The organism is Pseudohalocynthiibacter sp. F2068, from assembly GCF_023015645.1.
Taxonomy (GTDB): Bacteria; Pseudomonadota; Alphaproteobacteria; order Rhodobacterales; family Rhodobacteraceae; genus Pseudohalocynthiibacter; species Pseudohalocynthiibacter aestuariivivens.
Map to the genome: position 1 here is coordinate 14516 of NZ_JALKAK010000011.1, position 17112 is coordinate 31627.

15 protein-coding genes and 1 tRNA gene are annotated in these 17112 nt (G+C 53.2%); 13 read left to right on the forward strand and 3 right to left on the reverse strand.

Going from position 1 to position 17112, the window contains the following annotated elements; all coding sequences use genetic code 11:
* The first annotated feature begins 213 nt into the window (after positions 1-213).
* The 5 genes from MWU63_RS13525 (at position 214) to MWU63_RS13545 (ending at position 6276) form a co-directional block, all read left to right on the forward strand.
* A complete protein-coding gene (locus MWU63_RS13525) occupies positions 214-1791 on the forward strand; it encodes an oleate hydratase (RefSeq protein ID WP_247078299.1) in 1578 nt (525 codons plus the stop codon).
* Positions 1792-2505: 714 nt separating this feature from the next.
* Positions 2506-3033 carry a phosphotransferase gene (locus MWU63_RS13530; protein WP_247078301.1) on the forward strand — a complete coding sequence of 176 codons (528 nt, stop codon included), beginning with the start codon at positions 2506-2508 and terminating at the stop codon, positions 3031-3033.
* 18 nt (positions 3034-3051) lie between these two features.
* Positions 3052-3816 carry an AAA family ATPase gene (locus MWU63_RS13535; protein ID WP_247078303.1) on the forward strand — a complete coding sequence of 255 codons (765 nt, stop codon included), beginning with the start codon at positions 3052-3054 and terminating at the stop codon, positions 3814-3816.
* A gap of 293 nt (positions 3817-4109) precedes the next feature.
* Entirely contained in the window at positions 4110-4439 is a 330-nt protein-coding gene (locus tag MWU63_RS13540; RefSeq protein WP_247078305.1) for a multidrug efflux SMR transporter, read from the forward strand.
* Positions 4440-5463: 1024 nt separating this feature from the next.
* Positions 5464-6276 carry an alpha/beta hydrolase gene (locus MWU63_RS13545; protein ID WP_213891308.1) on the forward strand — a complete coding sequence of 271 codons (813 nt, stop codon included), beginning with the start codon at positions 5464-5466 and terminating at the stop codon, positions 6274-6276.
* Here the strand turns inward: MWU63_RS13545 and MWU63_RS13550 are convergent.
* Positions 6273-6695 (reverse strand): hypothetical protein, encoded by a 423-nt coding sequence (locus MWU63_RS13550; protein WP_213891305.1) that lies wholly within the window; start codon positions 6693-6695, stop codon positions 6273-6275. The genes MWU63_RS13545 and MWU63_RS13550 overlap by 4 nt on opposite strands.
* Before the next feature lie 327 nt (positions 6696-7022).
* Entirely contained in the window at positions 7023-8033 is a 1011-nt protein-coding gene (gene arsB / locus MWU63_RS13555) for an ACR3 family arsenite efflux transporter (RefSeq protein ID WP_247078314.1), read from the reverse strand.
* Positions 8034-8291: 258 nt separating this feature from the next.
* On the opposite strand from arsB, the gene MWU63_RS13560 reads away from it, so the two are divergent.
* The 6 genes from MWU63_RS13560 to MWU63_RS13585 all read left to right on the forward strand — a co-directional run bounded on the left by MWU63_RS13560 (position 8292) and on the right by MWU63_RS13585 (position 14679).
* Positions 8292-10736: an outer membrane beta-barrel protein gene (locus MWU63_RS13560; RefSeq protein WP_247078316.1), complete on the forward strand. Its 2445-nt coding sequence runs from the start codon at positions 8292-8294 to the stop codon at positions 10734-10736.
* A 195-nt stretch (positions 10737-10931) separates the two neighbouring features.
* Positions 10932-12107 (forward strand): hypothetical protein, encoded by a 1176-nt coding sequence (locus MWU63_RS13565; RefSeq protein WP_247078318.1) that lies wholly within the window; start codon positions 10932-10934, stop codon positions 12105-12107.
* 72 nt (positions 12108-12179) lie between these two features.
* Entirely contained in the window at positions 12180-12614 is a 435-nt protein-coding gene (locus MWU63_RS13570) for a hypothetical protein (protein ID WP_247078320.1), read from the forward strand.
* A 642-nt stretch (positions 12615-13256) separates the two neighbouring features.
* Entirely contained in the window at positions 13257-13433 is a 177-nt protein-coding gene (locus MWU63_RS13575) for a hypothetical protein (protein ID WP_247078322.1), read from the forward strand.
* On the forward strand, positions 13420-14427 hold the full coding sequence (locus MWU63_RS13580; RefSeq protein WP_247078330.1) for a tyrosine-type recombinase/integrase: 1008 nt from the start codon (positions 13420-13422) through the stop codon (positions 14425-14427). The genes MWU63_RS13575 and MWU63_RS13580 overlap by 14 nt, the downstream gene beginning before the upstream one ends.
* 51 nt (positions 14428-14478) lie before the next feature.
* Positions 14479-14679 (forward strand): hypothetical protein, encoded by a 201-nt coding sequence (locus tag MWU63_RS13585; RefSeq protein WP_247078332.1) that lies wholly within the window; start codon positions 14479-14481, stop codon positions 14677-14679.
* A 123-nt stretch (positions 14680-14802) separates the two neighbouring features.
* Here the strand turns inward: MWU63_RS13585 and MWU63_RS13590 are convergent.
* Positions 14803-14876: transfer RNA gene (locus MWU63_RS13590), tRNA-Cys, on the reverse strand.
* A 128-nt stretch (positions 14877-15004) separates the two neighbouring features.
* Here MWU63_RS13590 and MWU63_RS13595 point away from each other — a divergent pair.
* Both MWU63_RS13595 and MWU63_RS13600 read left to right on the forward strand, forming a co-directional pair.
* On the forward strand, positions 15005-15658 hold the full coding sequence (locus MWU63_RS13595) for a protein-L-isoaspartate O-methyltransferase (protein ID WP_213890541.1): 654 nt from the start codon (positions 15005-15007) through the stop codon (positions 15656-15658).
* A 41-nt stretch (positions 15659-15699) separates the two neighbouring features.
* Complete coding sequence (locus MWU63_RS13600; protein WP_247078334.1) at positions 15700-17076, forward strand: TolC family outer membrane protein; 1377 nt, start codon at positions 15700-15702, stop codon at positions 17074-17076.
* Positions 17077-17112 lie beyond the last annotated feature (36 nt).

Genomic DNA, 17112 nt, shown 5'->3' on the forward strand with positions numbered 1-17112 from the left:
CCTTGCGCTTATCATTTTGCAAGCATTTCCAAGTCAGCTGTAGTCAACATGACACCCGAAGGGCTACATGGCGCCTGAATGCCTGTCATCGGCACTCAACATGGAGTAGTTTCTTTACCACTATTGGAGACGCCCTCGTCTGATACATGTCAACGCCCTGTCATCCGCCCTGAGATAGCCTGAGCAGGCTTCACAGTTGAGGGGTGATATACAATGTCTAATGTTGCATCAGAAGAACAACACCACATCGTTGGTGGCGGCATCGCCGGGCTGGCAACGGCCGTCTACCTGATCCGCGACGCTGGGGTCGAAGGCAAAGACATCCGCATCTATGAACAGCTCGACGTCACTGGGGGATCTCTTGACGGGTCGGGCGACGCCGAGACCGGGTACGTGATCCGCGGCGGCCGAATGTTTGAAGAGCATTTCGCCTGCACGTTCGACCTTCTGGGCACGATTCCATCCGTGAACGATCCGGGTATCTCTATCACCGAGGACATCATGGCTTTCAATCGGATGGTGCCCGGTTCCTCCAATTGTCGCCTCGTGCGCGAAGGCAAACCGGCTGAGGATCGCTACGACCTCACGATCAGCGCCCATGACATCGTCGATATCAACCGCCTAATCCTGCGGTCGGAACGCTTCTTGGGCAGCCAGAGCATCGAGGACTGGTTTCAGCCTTCCTTCTTTGAAAGCAATTTCTGGCTGATGTGGTCCACCATGTTCTCGTTTCAGCCTTGGCATGCGCTGATTGAAATGCGGCGCTACCTGCGGCGGTTCATCCACCTTTTCCCCGGCTTCACCCGGATCGCCGGGATACTGCGTACGCGTTACAACCAATACGACTCTCTGATCGCCCCAATCGTGACCTGGCTGCGGGATCGGGGCGTGAAAATTGCGACCGGCGCACAAGTCATTGGCGTAACAATCGAGGGCACACGGCAGGACCGTCGTGTCACCGCCTTGGCTTTGACCGATGATGGCAATGTGCAGACAAACGAGGTCGACTGCGTCTACCTTACCCTGGGCTCCATGACTGACGGGTCTGTTATGGGATCGAACGACCGCGCACCGGAACTCCATGATCAGGAGAGCGGTGCTTGGACACTCTGGCGCAGGCTCGCGGCGCAACACGAAGGCTTCGGCCACCCCGAGGCGTTCTGCGGCGACACCGGCAAGACCGCGTGGCATTCCTTCACCGCTACCGTAGATGGCCCCGACTTCTTCGAGTTCATGGAGGATTTCACCAACAACCGGACCGGCACCGGAGGACTCGTCACATTCGCCGATTCAGGCTGGGTACTCTCCATCGTGCTCTTCCACCAGCCTCATTTCCGTGGCCAGAAACACGGCACCTACACCTTCTGGGGGTACGGTTTGCGCGGTGACCGTCCCGGCGATTTCGTGAAAAAACCGATGTGGGAGGCGGCAGGTGACGAGATCATCACCGAGCTTTCCGGGCACCTTAAGCTGACCAATAAGCAAAAGGCATGTTTCGACAGCGCGCGGGTTCTTCCCTGCAGAATGCCGTTTATCACTAGCCAGTTCATGCCCCGTCGCCCCGGCGATCGCCCTGATGTGCGCCCCAATGGTGCGCGGAATTTCGCGGTGATCGGGCAATATTGCGAGTTGCCTCGGGATTGCGTCTTCACTGTGGAATACTCCGTGCGCTCCGCCCGCACCGCCGTGGCGAGCTTGACGGGCCGGGTGGACCCGCCGCCTCTCGTCGCGCGTACTGACCTTGACCCGATGGTGCTGATACGGGCCGCCCGCGCACTGATAGGAATGTGATCAAATTGGTGCGTCGCTGCTCCGCGTTTGAATGACCGTTTTCTTTGCTGTGCTGCAGCACTGAGGGACCATCGCGAACAACTGCTGTGTGCCGTCTTTGAGTGCCTAACCTCTCTGCGTCTGTAAAATACTGGCCACCAATGCGTGGAAAGTTTGGACTCAAAGCAGGCTTTCGCTGGGTGATCATCCAACCGCTGTTGTGCTGATAAAGCAGCCCCAAAACAAGAAAGAGAACAGAGCCGGAGAGTTGAAGCGCTGACCGGCACGCTGGCTTCGCAAAGCGTGGACCAAGCCATCGAGAGCGATCGGTCGGATCGAATGGGGTTTTGCTCCGATTTCGGTCTTGAGAGACGAATGTTACGAACCTGCGGTGACAGCGCCGGGAAAACCGTGGGCCTTGATCTAAAGCAAGGCATCAGATCAACCCTCAGATGTATTCTGGTTGGAGATTCCGTTGCTGGAGTACGGTGTGGTCGGCAAATACACAAAAGGGCAAGGCTGTTCCGAGGGTAGTCCGGATCAAGCAGCAGTGGTGGATTGGTTGACCGAGCCCTCAACACATGGGGGGCAACCCGTCGAACGCGTTGACACCCACATTTCCACCTGTTTCTGTCCGGCAGCGAAGTCCTCAAACTCAAGCGTCCGATCAAGACCAATTTTCTCGACTTCAGCACCATAGAGTTGCGCGAAAAGGCCTGCAGACGAGAGATCGAAGTGAACCGCACTGTCGCCAAAGATATCTATTTGGGCGTTGTGCCGATCATTTGCCGCAACGGAGGACTGAGTTTTGGCGGCCCTGGGGAAACATTGGACTGGGTGGTCCTGATGCGCAGATTCAACCGTGCCAACGAGTTTGACCGGCTAGCCGAGCGAGGTGAATTGGACATCACTCTGGTCGAAGCCTTGGCGGATACGGTCGCGAGTATGCACCAAAGCGCTACCATTGCGTCGGAATTCGGAGGCGCGGCGCGGGTCAGAGCAACAATTGAACAGATTGCTGAGGCGATTATGGCTTCGCCCTCTGCCGTGAGCTTGAACGAGACGGTGGCAGAATGGGTGGCATTAACCGAACAGTCGCTATCCTCCTGTGCGGTTAAACTTGATGTGCGTCGCCGTCACGGCTATGTGCGTCGTTGTCACGGTGATTTGCATCTGGGCAATATTTGTCTGATCAAGGGTCGACCCATGCCTTTCGACGCTTTGGAATTCAACGAAGAGATGGCGTCTACCGACATCATCTAAGACATTTCTTTCGTGGTAATGGATATGCTCGAGCGGGTGTTGAGCGTGCAGGCGAACGCCTTTCTCAGCCGATATTTGGCGGCAGCGCGGGACTATTCGGGACTGGATCTGTTGTCGCTCTTCATCTCGATGCGGGCGGCGATCCGTGCTTTGGTCGCTGTCTCGCAGGACACATCTGACTCGCACGAGCCGTCTGCCAAGGAACGACTTTTGTTCGCCCTCGAAATACTTCAGCGCCCCAAAGAACCACGATTGATCGCGATCGGCGGGCTGTCCGGTTCAGGAAAATCGACCGTGGCCCGTCTTGTGGCAGCCCAGGTTGGTGGCGGAATTGGTGCCATTGTTTTGCGGTCGGATGTCGCCCGTAAGCACATGTTCGATGTGCCGCCAGAAGATCGTTTGCCGCAAGCAGCCTATCGGCCGAGAACAAGTGCTCGTGTCTATACACGGATGTTGCGCGATGCTGGGTGTATCCTCGGTTGCGACTATCCGGTTCTGGTTGATGCAACCTTTCTGTCACGGTCCGAGCGTGAGCAATTCCGCGTGCAGGCACATCGAAGCGGCGTGGATTTCTGCGGACTCTGGCTGGACTGCGATCCCGGGCTACTGCGTGCCAGAGTTCGCAATCGCAAGGGTGATGCATCGGATGCGGGGCTCGCGGTGCTTGAGAAACAGCTAGCTTCTAATGTCACGCCTGACGACTGGGTTCGTATTCGCTCAGCAGGTTCGGCAGAAGGCACAGCGTCCTGCGTGATGTCGGTGATAACCAGCCTCCAGAGGTAAGTGCCAAGGCCCGAACCGTCGCGTGCGGAAGGCACGTTCAGGTCATGTCAAAGAAAACCAACTTGGGGCGAGCGGGGCAGTGGCTTCCAATAACCCAGAAGCCAAATTTTGTATAAGACAAGATCATCTGCTTGGCGGTGATGTTGTATGGGGTCACGCGGCAATAGCAATGCGCTTGAGCCATTGATTCTTCTCGGGACCAACAACTTTATGAATGTCCGGTTTCTCCCGGTATTGCTGTCAGTCGAATATCGCGGAGCACCCTGCAGTTTGGGCTCAGAGAGGCAGTTAACATGCCCTATTTTTACCTGCTTCTGGCGATTCTCACTGAAACGGTCGCTACCATGGCGCTTCAAGCAAGTGAACAGTTCACTCGCTTGGGTCCTGCGATTGTAGTTGTAATTGGCTATGCGGCTTCTTTCTATTTCATGGCTCTAGTCCTTAAATTCATGCCAGTTGGCATCGTCTATGCTATCTGGTCCGGCCTCGGCATTGCCCTGATCGCCGCGATGGGAAAGTTTTTTTTCGACCAGCAACTCGACTTTCCGGCTTACTTGGGAATAGCTCTCATCCTGATTGGGATCCTGGTGATACAGCTGTTTTCCAAAACGGCGACTCATTGAGCTGCCGTTTGGAGGCCTAATGGCCCTGTTCACATCTCTTCACGGGATACCCTCTGCCGCGCTCTCGGAGCGGATTTTCGCAACGCGAAGATTGCGGTCGTCATAGCACGCGCCATGAACGCCTAGCCCGTCCGCAACCCGATCATTGAAGTCGTCGATTTTGCTGCGGTTTGGTTGAATGACTGCTAACTTCGCCGCAGTGAACCGCGAGTTCCCACTGCGCCGCAGCGAAGGTCTCTCTTTGCGGGTGCATGTAGAAATTTTGCGATGGGGCCGCAACGGGCTCTAAGCAGCCGTTAGCTGCGATCAGTACAAACGGCAGCCCTGCGGACAAAATTGCCATTCGCTGCCGTCGGAGGAACGTCAACTTTCGGTGGTGCGGCTCCGCTCACGGTGCGCCTCAACTTTATGTCGATTTCCGCAGGTCGCCATGTTGCACCATCTCCGACCATGGCCCCTGCCAGAGTTTAGAAACAACCAAGAGCAGCGCTCACATTGGCGTATGCGCACTACATCCGCTGACCGCAACAGATCATCGAGCAGCAAAACAAAGCTGTCCAAGATGTGGTGATCTGGTTCTTTGGTAGCCCGCCAAGCAAGCGGTTTCGCTCGAGTGTCAAATGTTGCCCGCTGCACCGCCCTCTTCAGATAATTCTCATACCTTCGGGAATCCCGACTCTGGTGAGCTGTTTCGTCAAATATCGAAACCACAGCTCGGTAGGCTGTTTCCCGAAAGCGAACCAGATCAGTTATCACCTCTTGTGTTGGCGCTGGGTCCATTGAAATTGCTGCGCGCAAACCGCAGAAATCTATCCATGACACAAAGTCCCTCGGAGACGCCAGATGATTGGTGTCACGTGTTTTGCCTGTGTCACCAACAGTGTTGAGAAAATCGAGCGCCAGATGACCACCTACCAAATTTGCTTTAGACCACATTGTAACCTCTTAGATATATTTTCAGGTTACATTGCTTATCGAATCGTGTAACCCTATATTCAGATTAAGGAGTTACAAAGGATATGTCATGCTTTCTTTGCCCAACCGCTATGATCACAACGGAACCTCGATAGCCTGGGGGAGCATAGGCGAAGGTGATCCTCTTGTTCTCATTCACGGAACCCCGTTCTCCTCCCAGGTCTGGCGAACAATCGCGCCCTTACTAGCCGAACGTTGGAAAGTCTATTATTTCGACTTGATAGGCTATGGTCAGTCCGAGAAGCGCGACGGACAGGATGTATCGTTGGCAGTGCAGAACGATCTTCTAGCCGATATGTTAAACTATTGGGCTTTGGATCGCCCAGAGGTGCTCTGCCACGATTTCGGTGGAGCCACAGCGTTGCGGGCTTTCTACCTCAATGATCTACGATACAAGCGGATAACAATTTTCGACCCGGTAGCTGTAGCGCCTTGGGGCTCACCTTTTGTCGCTCACGTTCGAAAATACGAAGCAGCGTTCGCGGGGCTTCCAGCATACGCACATGATGCGCTCCTTCGCGCCTATCTGCAGAGCGCTGCTCACAAGACGCTGACAGAAGAAGCGCTTGGAGTTTACATGGCGCCCTGGCAGGGAGACGTTGGGCAGCCTGCCTTCTATCGGCAGATCGCTCAGATGGATCAGAAATACACGGATGAAGTAGAAGGCCGATACGCGTCGCTCGATTGCCCAACAACCCTGCTATGGGGTGAGAAAGACGAGTGGATACCTTTGGAGCGCGGTCGTAAGCTTGCCGGAATGTTGACGGATGGCGACATCAAGATCATTCCCGATGCGGGCCATCTGGTTCAAGAAGATGCGCCCGAAGCCATTATTGCAGCCATGTTTCAGCACACCACTTAAGTCGAGGGGTGGTCGGATGGGCACCGCCAAGCGGCATCATAGTGAGGGCGCCCATGCGCCTTTAAGAGTTGTGGCCTCATGGTCGCCCGGCCACGAGGGCATAGATATGCAAACGAACCGCAGGGGTTCGTCCCCAACATTCCGATACTGAAAGCAGTGTCGACTGGTATGTCGATTGAAACACCTTTTGTCAGCGACGTGATGTATTCTTCATCACCACTTCTCCTCCAGATCTCACCTTGTCCATCAAGTATGTGCCAAAACTCGCTGACTGTTGCATGAACGGTTGCTCGGTTGGTTTGACCTGCCGAAACAGTGCTATGGATCATGTTTCCAGTGGGACCATCCATGATAAATCTAATGTCGGCTCCGGCCGGAGATTTTGCATCCGGCTGTGTGGGAAGTATCGTTTGTTTCATCAGGCTTTCTCCTTTTAATGGCTGGCTAATTTCACGTTTGGTTCGGCACCCTACGAAAGGTGAGCGCGAGAAAAAAAGAATGGTAAAAGACAGCGTGAAACCCACAATAGTGAACGGAACAGCACCCCATTGCGAGCAGGGCAGGCGATGTCTGCTAACCGCCACTTCTCGTCGGTTCAGTCCCGATGCAGCATGTGGCAGTTTGGGCTCAGAGCGGTTTCGCTGCATCACCGCACAATGACTGTTTCGCGGACCAAGTGGGCCTTCGCTAACGTTGCTCTTTTTTCAACTTCCTTTGTAATGTCCATGTTCAACGGTGAAACTGTATCATGTTACAAATCGTTTTCGTGTTCGGTTTGCAAAGGCAACCAGGGTCAACATAACCGGTACTTCAACCAAAACGCCGACAACAGTTGCAAGTGCTGCGCCAGAATTCAGACCGAACAGACTTATGGCCACAGCCACGGCCAGTTCAAAAAAGTTCGAGGTGCCGATTAAGGCGCATGGCGCTGCAATGCGGTGCGGCACCTTCAGCGCAAATGCCGCCGCATAGGCGATTGCGAAAATACCGTAGCTTTGAAGGATGATCGGAACCGCGATGAGCACGATGACGAAGGGTTTGGAGACGATCACCTCGCCCTGAAGACCAAATAGAATCATCACCGTGGCGATCAAACCAACCACGGAATAGGGTTTTACGCGTGCTTGAAACCTCTCGATCGCGGCGGAATCCCCAAGGCGCTTGCGCGTCAGCATCCCAGCAACAAGAGGCAGCGCAATGAACAGCAGAACGGAAAGGACCAAAGTTTCCCAAGGGACCGAAACATCGGTGACGCCCAGCAAAAACGCCACGATTGGCGCAAAGGCGATGACCATGATCAGGTCATTCACCGAAACCTGCAAAAGCGTATAGGTCGCATCACCGCGTGTCAGTTGGGACCAGACAAAGACCATTGCTGTGCAAGGCGCTGCCCCAAGCAAGATCAGACCGGCAATGTATTGCATTGCGTCTTTGGGTTGGATCCAAGGCGCAAAAATGTATTGAAAGAAAACTACAGCCAGAGCAGCCATTGTGAAGGGTTTGACCAACCAATTCACCACAAGCGTGATCATCAGGCCCCGGGGTTGGCGTGCGACATCACGCAACGACCCCGGATCGACCCCAACCATCATGGGATAGACCATCGCCCAAATCAGAACCGCCACGACCAGATTGACACTTGCAAATTCCGCTGCTGCAATCGCCCCGACTAACGCAGGTGCCACATTGCCCAAGACGATGCCTGAGATCATCGCCAGTGCGATCCAAACAGATAAATATTTTTCGAAAACGCTCATGCACTCACTTCTCTTTTGTATTGGGTCCGCGATAATATGATCCAACCCAGCTTAGCAATATCAAAACAGCTACGGTGCCGGGGCATATAGATAGCGCGCTAGTTTGATAGATTACTCGAAAACAGGAGGTCTATCCCATGACACGTATGTTAATTGCCTAGTTTCATTGGCGAGTTGATCTTCGTCAAAGCTTCTGGCAATCTGGTCTGCTAGCAAGCAGACTGAGGCAAATAGTATTCAGAAAGCATTGGAATAGGCATGCAGGTAACTTCAACCGTAGGCGTACTGGTTTGTAGTGGTTTGATGAGTTTTGCGGTGGTGTCCGCATCCGCTGCGGATGAAAGCGTCAGGACTGGTCAATCTGCAGTCCAGACATCTACCGTAAAGCTTATCGCTGGGGTCACGTTGACCGAACAATTCACAGACAACGTGTTTCTTACGTCAAATGATCGTCGAAGCGATTTCGTGACGACTTTTGCGCCTTGGGCGAGTCTTTCGATGGAATCAGGCGATTTCAAGCTGGATCTCGAAGCCAGCGCAGAGATTGGCCGGTACTCTAGCAATTCGAGTGAAAACTATGAAGATTTTGCTCTCGGTGCCGAAGCGCGTTACCGGTTGAGAGAAGGCCTCTTCGCGTTTGGTGGTTTGGATTACGCGTGGGACCACGAAGAACGCAATTCACCAGATGATGTGAACGGGCTGGAACCAACGGATTTTCGTGAGGCGAGCGGATTTTTCGGTATCGGCGGCACATTCGACGAGAGATCGTTTCGGTTAGGTGTGAACCTGCGCGACTTGAATTTTGACGACACACCTGCCGCGGGCACAGTTATTGACAATGATGACCGTGACAGACTGCAAACAGAGATAGGTGGACGAATTGGAGTTGCACAGACACCTAATGGAGAAGTCTTCATTCAGGGTATTTACAATAATCGCAAGTATGACGAGGCGATCGACAATCAGGGTTTAGGGTTCCAGCGGAGCTCTCAGGGTATAGAGGGTTCTGTTGGTTTTATTGGTCGTTTAGGCGACCTGACAGGGGAAGTGCTGGTCGGCATACTGAGCCAGAATTATGATGACGCGCGTTTCGAAACCGTGACAACACCCGCGATAGGTGCGGATGTCACATGGCGCGCAAGCCCCAACACGCGGGTGACGGCTGAGATTGAACGCACCATTGAAGAGACAACTATTTCCGGTGCGTCCAGCTACATTTCGACGACTGCAGGTGCGCGTATCCGACATCGTGTGGCGCAGAACATGTCCATAGCCAGCTACTTCTTTCTGACAGAAAACGACTACCAAGGTGTTGGTCGGACGGACCATCTCACAGAAACCGGCGTCGGGCTGCGTTACTACATTAATCCCAAAGTTTACGTCGACGCTGACTATGCTTTCCGGCAGAGATTGTCAGATGTCGCTGGTGCCGAATTTGACGAGCATCGCATATATCTCGGGGTGGGAGCGGAACTTCAGCCACGTTATCAGGAACGTGCCAACAGCACCGCCTCCGCCAGTTCAACTGAAACTTACGTTGGCGTACAGATCGGCGATAGTGCCTTGCAAACCAAGCTGGATGGCCCGCGCGGTGCTGGCGGCAACCTTACTGCAGATTTTGGTGATCGCGGATTGGTCGGCGGCGTGTTTGCCGGGTATCGTGCCAATTTCGGACAACTTGTTCTTGGCGTTGAGGCCGAGATCGAAACAGGTGACGCTGAATGGACCCATGTTGGCAATCGCAACTATTCTGTTAAAGCAGGTGACTCCTATGGCTTGAGTGGCATCGCCGGTTTTAGAACAAAGGGCGGCAACCTCCTATACGGCAGATTCGGCGTCACTTCTGCTGAATTTGAAAGCCGCTATCAGACACTTACCAACCAAGCAGCGGTTAGTGACCGTGAGCTTGGGTTTAACGTTGGTCTGGGTGCCGAGTTTCCGCTTGGCGGTGGCTTGTCTGGTCGGATGGAGTACCAGATCAGAGCCTTTGAAGACTACCAGATTGGGGCTCCTTTAGGCGGTGTGAATAATGACAATTTTGCAAATGTAGAAGGTGTCGCCCGCTTCGGTTTACTTTATCTATTCGGCGCAGAAGACGAAGTTGAGGTCGAACCGGTCGACTTTGCGGGCTTCTATGCTGGTGGGCAACTGGGTCACGGCACTTTGCAAAGCGAAAATTCAGGGCCAAGAGTCCCCGGTGGTGGTTCGCCTCCGTTTACCTTGGTTGCGACACGATCAGGGCAGGGATTAACATCTGGCGTGTTTGGCGGTTATGGGCATCAGTTTGGCTCCTTTTACATTGGTGGCGAGGCTGAGCTAGAGCTGTCTTCAGCGGGCTGGAATATCGAACGTGATCCTGTTGGCCGTATTTACTCAGTCGAAAAATTAGGCACCGTCGGTGCAACGCTGCGCGCGGGGTATGTGGTGAACGAGTCAGTTCTGATTTACGGAAGGGCCGGTTTGGTTCGCTCCAAGTTCAATACCAACTACCAATTCTCTGGCAATCTGGTTGACCAGGACGACTATCTCACCGGAGTCCGCATTGGCGGCGGCGTAGAACTTTCTGTGAGCCAGCAAACCCACCTTCGGCTTGATTATACCCATACCAACTATGACGCCCATCAGGTGGATTACGGCGTTGGTGTCGATCAGTTTGACACATCGGAAAACCTGTTTCGGGTTGGTCTCAGCTATCAATTCTAAGAACAAAGCTTGGCTGCAGTTGTGAAGTAATCGCTTTCAGGGCTGCAGCCCATGTTTTTTCAATTTTAACCACCTTCAGATGATATATATCAATTTTTGAATGTAAATTTGTGAAATGCTGCCTTCGAAAAGGCACACGGGATTTTCTCGCGCTTTTCTAGTTCGATTATTTGGAAAACCAAAGGAGTAGAAATTATGATTTCTAAAACATTCTCAAAAATCTCTCTGAGAGCATCTCTCATTACGGGATGTGCTGCCATCGCGCTCGCTGCTTCTTCTATAGCACCTGATTTTGCCTTCGCTGCTGGTCAAGGCAGCGGCGAACAAGCACAAGGTGGTGGTCAAGGCAATGGCCAAGGTGGTGCCGGTAAGGGTGCTGGCGGCCAGGGTGGTCGCGGCGGTCAGGGTCTTGGTGGTATCTTTCGGGACCTCACAGGCATGGACGCAGTTGACCCCGCCGCTGACGATGGTTCCGATGATTCCGATCGCCCAGAATGGGCTGGACAAGCAGGCGGAAAAGACGGTGCTGGCGGTGGCCAACCACCCACGTCCGGCTCTAAGAAAGGAGACGACTTCGGGGATCTATTTGTAATTTTGCGCTACGATGACGGTGTTCCGATCCTTACGGCAGAAGGCTGGGTTCAGCCACTCGACGTGGATGGCAACCTGATCCCCTTGGATGACGAAGGCCATCCACTTGACGAAAGCCTGACGGTGGAAGTTGAACTAGGGCGACTGAATGTTGGTCGTGCGCCGACTAGTGTTCTGGATAAACGCGCTGACGAAGTTATTACTCTTTTGAATAGCGCGACCGACTTGTCTGTCGATGCTGCAGGGCGTCTTGTTTTGACGGTGGACGGTGTAGCCAAAACCATCGACTCTCCGCTTGAAAACCTTGCGATCTATGTTGCGTTGATGACAGACGGCAGCATTCCTGGTGTCGATGATCTTCCCGGAACAGAGTATGATTTCTTGGTCGATGGAACGTACACAGCTGAAGATCTTGCTGCGTCAGCAGTCTTTCTTGCAGCGGCGACCGACAAAACGAGCGCTTTCACGACGGACGAAATCGCATACATTGATTTGTTTCTCGGCATCAACACAGTGAGCACGGGAGATGTGACTTACTCGGTCGTCGATTATTCCAGCTTCTCTTATGACCGATCTGACACCTATGATGGAACAACGGTTGAGGTTCTGGTGGAACAACCTGACGGAAGTTTTGTGCCAACTGTAATTGATGTCTTCGAAACCGTCTTTGGGTCGGTTGATGTAACCGCCTCGGGCGATCTTGCTGCCTACACAACTGCAGCGGACGACGCACGGACAGTGGTGAACTTCATCCACGAGTTTGAAGTACCGTCCCTTTGAGGTATCAAACTAAAAAACACGATGGGTCGGGGTTAAACTCTCGGCCTATCCACTTTCTAAAGGAGCCATAAGATGACCAACCTGATCGATCGTCGCGCGTTATTGATGAGTGGATGTACATTCATCGCAGCCGGATTCATGGTTTCGACCTCGGCCAGTGCACAATCCCATTCTTCCGGTGCAGGGCAAGGCGGTTCGGGACGCGGCGGTGGTGGGCATTCTGGATCAGATACAACACACGGTGGGTCTGACGATGATCATGATCACACTGATGGCGACGATCACGCGTCCGGCGGTGATGATCACGCTGATGGCGACGATCACGCGTCTGGCGGTGACGATCATGGGGACGATCACACATCGGGAGATGATCACGGTGATGACTCTGATCATGGAAGCCGCGGTAAAGGCCCTCAATATCGCGGTGGTCGCGATTTCGCCGGGTTCAGCGGCGGGCGCGGTCGTTCTCTGGAAGACCGCGTGCTTAGAATGCCGCTGCCAGAATAGGGCTCATAAGTGCGTAGAAAGGTCAAACAAGCTTGAGAAGGACAAGGTGTCCGCTTGGCGTCGTGAATGACAAAACGGCTCCCATTTCACTATTTCAAGACGAGCCTTGACATCATTCGTCTGGCAGTAATGTTATTCATCCGGTTTTTCATCACTCTTTTTTCAATTTCATTGGCGACCTACAGCCGTGGCGCGGAACAGGATAAACCACATATAAATTAGCGTCTTAGCGCAAAGGTCTTACCCCCGGAAACTCCAAGTATTGGAGGGGGTGAGACCGGCCCCGATCCACACTACCCCTTGTTCCTGTATACATTTACTGACACCCTTGTAATTGAAACATTTGCGATTGTTTGAGTGGAGGCTCTGGGTCCGGTCAGTCTAAAAAACTGCGCTGCAGAGATCACAATATCAGGGTGAAATATTTCAGGTAATTGCGAATGGTTCGCAATTACCTGATATCCGCTTGGAATTGAACCCTTTTTGGGTGGCCCACGGAGCGAGGCACCAAGGGTGTCAGTAAAGAGGGGGGTTTGTCAGCCGTGAATCCGTTGTCGTAGAATCCTTTCACAGTGGTTTGCATGGGCTTCGTCCCATTCGTCCCATCGGACGCGCAAATCGTTGCAACGGAAAGGGCTGACAGTGAGTTCGGCAACAACAACGGAACAGAAGGCAATCAGATTGCTCCAAGCGCTGGAGCGCGCGGGAAAGTCTGTCTCGTCTGTTGTGGTCGAAGGTCGGCGGATCGAAGTGAAATTCGAAGGTGTTCCAACCGTCGATGAATTTGAGAGGATAGAAATGCGTCATGGCAAAGCGTGAACTTCCTAAGCATGTCTATCGCCAACGCAACGGGATTTATTTCCAACGTCGCGGCTGGCAGTCCAGAAAATTCCAGAACGAATTTGGCACGCCGGAGTTTTGGAAAGAGTACGCGGACATTCTCGCGGGGCACGCGGAGCCGAAACGGGTCAATGTGCGCAATTTCTCGGTGCTGATCCAAAATTACCGAAAGTCACCTCGTTATAAGCGGCTCAAGCCACGAACCGCACTGGATTATGACAAATATCTCGATTTTTTCTTGTCGATCATGGCGGATGCCAATCCAGCCAACATGAAGCGCAAGGATGTGATCCGGCTTCGTGATGCAAATGCGGAAAAACCATACTTCGCGAATTACTCTCTGCGCGTTCTGCGCATAATCATGGAGCATTGCGTTGACCTCGGCTGGCGGGAGAGCAATCCGGCCAAGAGTGTCTCTGAGATCAAAACGGAAAAGCAGGAGCGGGAACCCTGGCCGCAAGAGCTTTTGCAAGCGTTTCGGGATGCGTGTTTGCTGGGGACGCGAGAACGGCTTGTGATGGAACTTTGCGTCGGCACAGGGCAACGCATCGGCGATGTATTGGAAATGCGTTGGTCTGACATTGAGGAAGGTGGTTTTGTCATTCGTCAAAACAAGACCGGCAAGGAACTCTGGGTTCCAATCCTGCCAGAGCCACAAGTTGCCTTGGACGCGGCCAGTCGCCATTCGGTGTTCATCCTGACCAATGAACGGGGAACTAATCGCTGGTCCTATCGCGGGGCTTCGCAGGCTATCAGAAACGTTAGGGAGCGCATTGGGGCAGTTCGCTATGATATTCATAGCTGGCGCTACAACGCCGCCTGCGAGCTTGTTGAGGCGGGCTGTAGCGACGATCTGGTCGCCTCGGTCACTGGGCAAAGTCCGGCGATGGTCCTGCACTACACTAAAAAGGTCAGACAGAAGGTGCGGGCTGTCGAAGCCCAAAGGCGTCGTAACAGTCAAAGAGGTCGGTGAGCCGATATCGAGTTTTTGTCTTGTTGTATCAATCTGTTTGAGAGGAACGGAATGGAAAGTACTTTAGGGGCGGTCATTGCCTTTTTTGCTATGATCTTTGCTGTGTGGCTTATGTATCAGCTATTTATTGCAATCCCAGCGGACATGGCGCGCGCTCGCGGTCGTGAACCATTTGCATGGGTTTTGATCGCGTTTCTTGGAAGCCCCTTCTTGTCGATCTTCCTTCTGTGGTTTCTTGGGCAGGCGGATTGAGGAGCTGCGCAAACTGCGGCTTGCGGCACTAGAGCGAACAGAACAAAAACAGAATGTTTAGACATTTGTTTAGACTTAGTTCGTGGCACACGCGGCACTAGCCACTAAGTCATTGATTTTGTTTGGAGGCGAGTACCGGAATCGAACCGGTGTACACGGATTTGCAATCCGCTGCGTCACCACTCCGCCAACTCGCCGAAGGGTAGGGCTTTCTATAGCATGGATTTTTTGAGGTGCAAGGCGCTATCGGGTATCTAGACAGGTTGCTGTTGGATAGGTTCTATGGCAAGACGTTAGCAAGGAAACTAGACGAATGAGTTTAGAAATGAGCAATTATTCTTCTCGACGCACAATGATGGTGGATACTCAGGTTCGGCCGTCGGATGTAACGAAATTTCCAATCATAGATGCAATGCTGTCTGTTGCCCGGGAAGCTTTTGTTCCCGACGACATGAAAGAAGCCGCTTATGTTGGCGAAAACTTAGAGCTTGGTGGCGGTCGCGTTATGCTTGAGCCCCGCACACTTGCCAAAATGCTCGACGCTTTGAACATTCAGTCTGATGAACTTGTTCTCGATATCGGTTGTGGTTTGGGCTATTCGGCAGCGGTTATTGCACGTATGGCCGAAGCGGTTGTCGCCGTTGAAGAGAACGAGGGCATGGCTGGTGAAGCGCAGTCCCTCCTTTCATCAAACGGTATCGATAATGCGGCGGTTGTCGAAGCAGCATTAACAGTTGGCGCACCAAAGCACGGCCCTTATGACGTGATTACAATTCAGGGCGGCGTTGCCGAAGTTCCACCAGCGATTCTTGATCAATTGAAAGAAGGCGGCAGACTCTGCGCACTTTTCATGGAAGATGCGCTTGGTGTTGTCCGGGTAGGATATAAAATCGATGGCCAGATAAGCTGGCGGTTTTCCTTTAATGCCTCTGCACCTGTTTTGCCGGGCTTTGAAAAGAAGCGGGTGTTCGCCCTTTGATATTGGTGCGCTGGCGGATTTTCGCGGGTCAGGAGGTCGGTATGTTGCCAAAAGTTAAAGGTCGCCTGTTGTGGTCGGTTGCAGTCGCCATTTCCTTGACGTTGCCTTCTGTTACGGCTGCTGAAACGCTGACTGACGCACTGGTTTCGGCTTATCAAAACAGCGGCTTGCTGGATCAGAACAGGGCTGTTCTTCGTGCCGCCGACGAGGATGTCGCGCAGGCGGTCTCAACCTTGCGCCCGGTCATTAGCTATGCGGGTGGAACAAGCTACAACTCCTCAGATTCAGTTGTCGGTGACAGGCTTTCATCTTCTCTTTCTTTGTCCGCAGATCTGACGCTATATGATTTTGGCCGAAGACAACTTGCCTTGGAGGCGAAAAAAGAAACTGTTCTCGCAACACGCGAAGCGTTGATCGCGATTGAACAGCAAGTGCTTCAGCGAGCAGTGGAAGCTTACATGAACGTACGGCGTGAAGACGAATTTGTTGCGCTGGGCGAAAACAATGTACGTTTGATCACGCAGGAACTGAGGGCCGCCCAAGACCGTTTTGAAGTTGGTGAAGTTACCCGGACAGATGTGGCAATCGCAGAAGCCCGCCTTGCCGCTTCGCGAGCCAACCTTGCTGCTGCGCAGGGCAGTCTTGCACAGGCGCGTGAAGAATATAACGCAGCAATTGGTCGTTATCCGGGTCAGTTGGCACCGCCACCCGCGGCACCCCAAACCGCCGCATCACTCGATAGCGCACGGGCTATCGCGTTGCAGAACCACCCTGATATTCGTGAATCGCAGCGTTTGGTCACTGTTGCGGAACTTAACGTTCAACGCGCACGCACGCAGATGAGCCCGACGCTCAGCCTCGGTGCTGATGCCCAGGTTGATGATGATGGCACCAACACTTCGAGTATCGGCCTCAATTTAGGTGGCATCATATATCAAGGGGGGCAACTTCGCTCTTTGCAACGCTCCGCGATTGCGAACCGCGATGGCAGTCGGGCGCAGTTGCATCTTGCAGGTGACAGAGTTGTTCAGAATGTTGGGAACGCCTGGGCCATTTTGCTTGTGGCGCGCGCGAGCATCGAGGCCACTGACCGGCAGATTACAGCAGCGCGTATTGCTTATCTTGGTACCAAAGAGGAAGCGACGTTAGGCGCACGTACCACGCTTGATGTGCTGGATGCAGAACAGGAACTGCTCGACGCTCAGGCTAATCGCATTTCTGCAGAGACAGATGCGCAGGTCGCGGCATATCAGCTTTTGTCGTCGATGGGATATTTGACAGTCAAACATCTGGGTCTTGGGGTTACGACCTATGATCCGGCAGAATACTACAATGCGGTACGCAATGCGCCTTCACGCCCTGTAAGCGAACAGGGCACACGACTCGATAGCCTGTTACGCAGAACTGGCCGTAACTAGAGTTTTGACGTTAGAATTCACACTATTAGTTGTGCG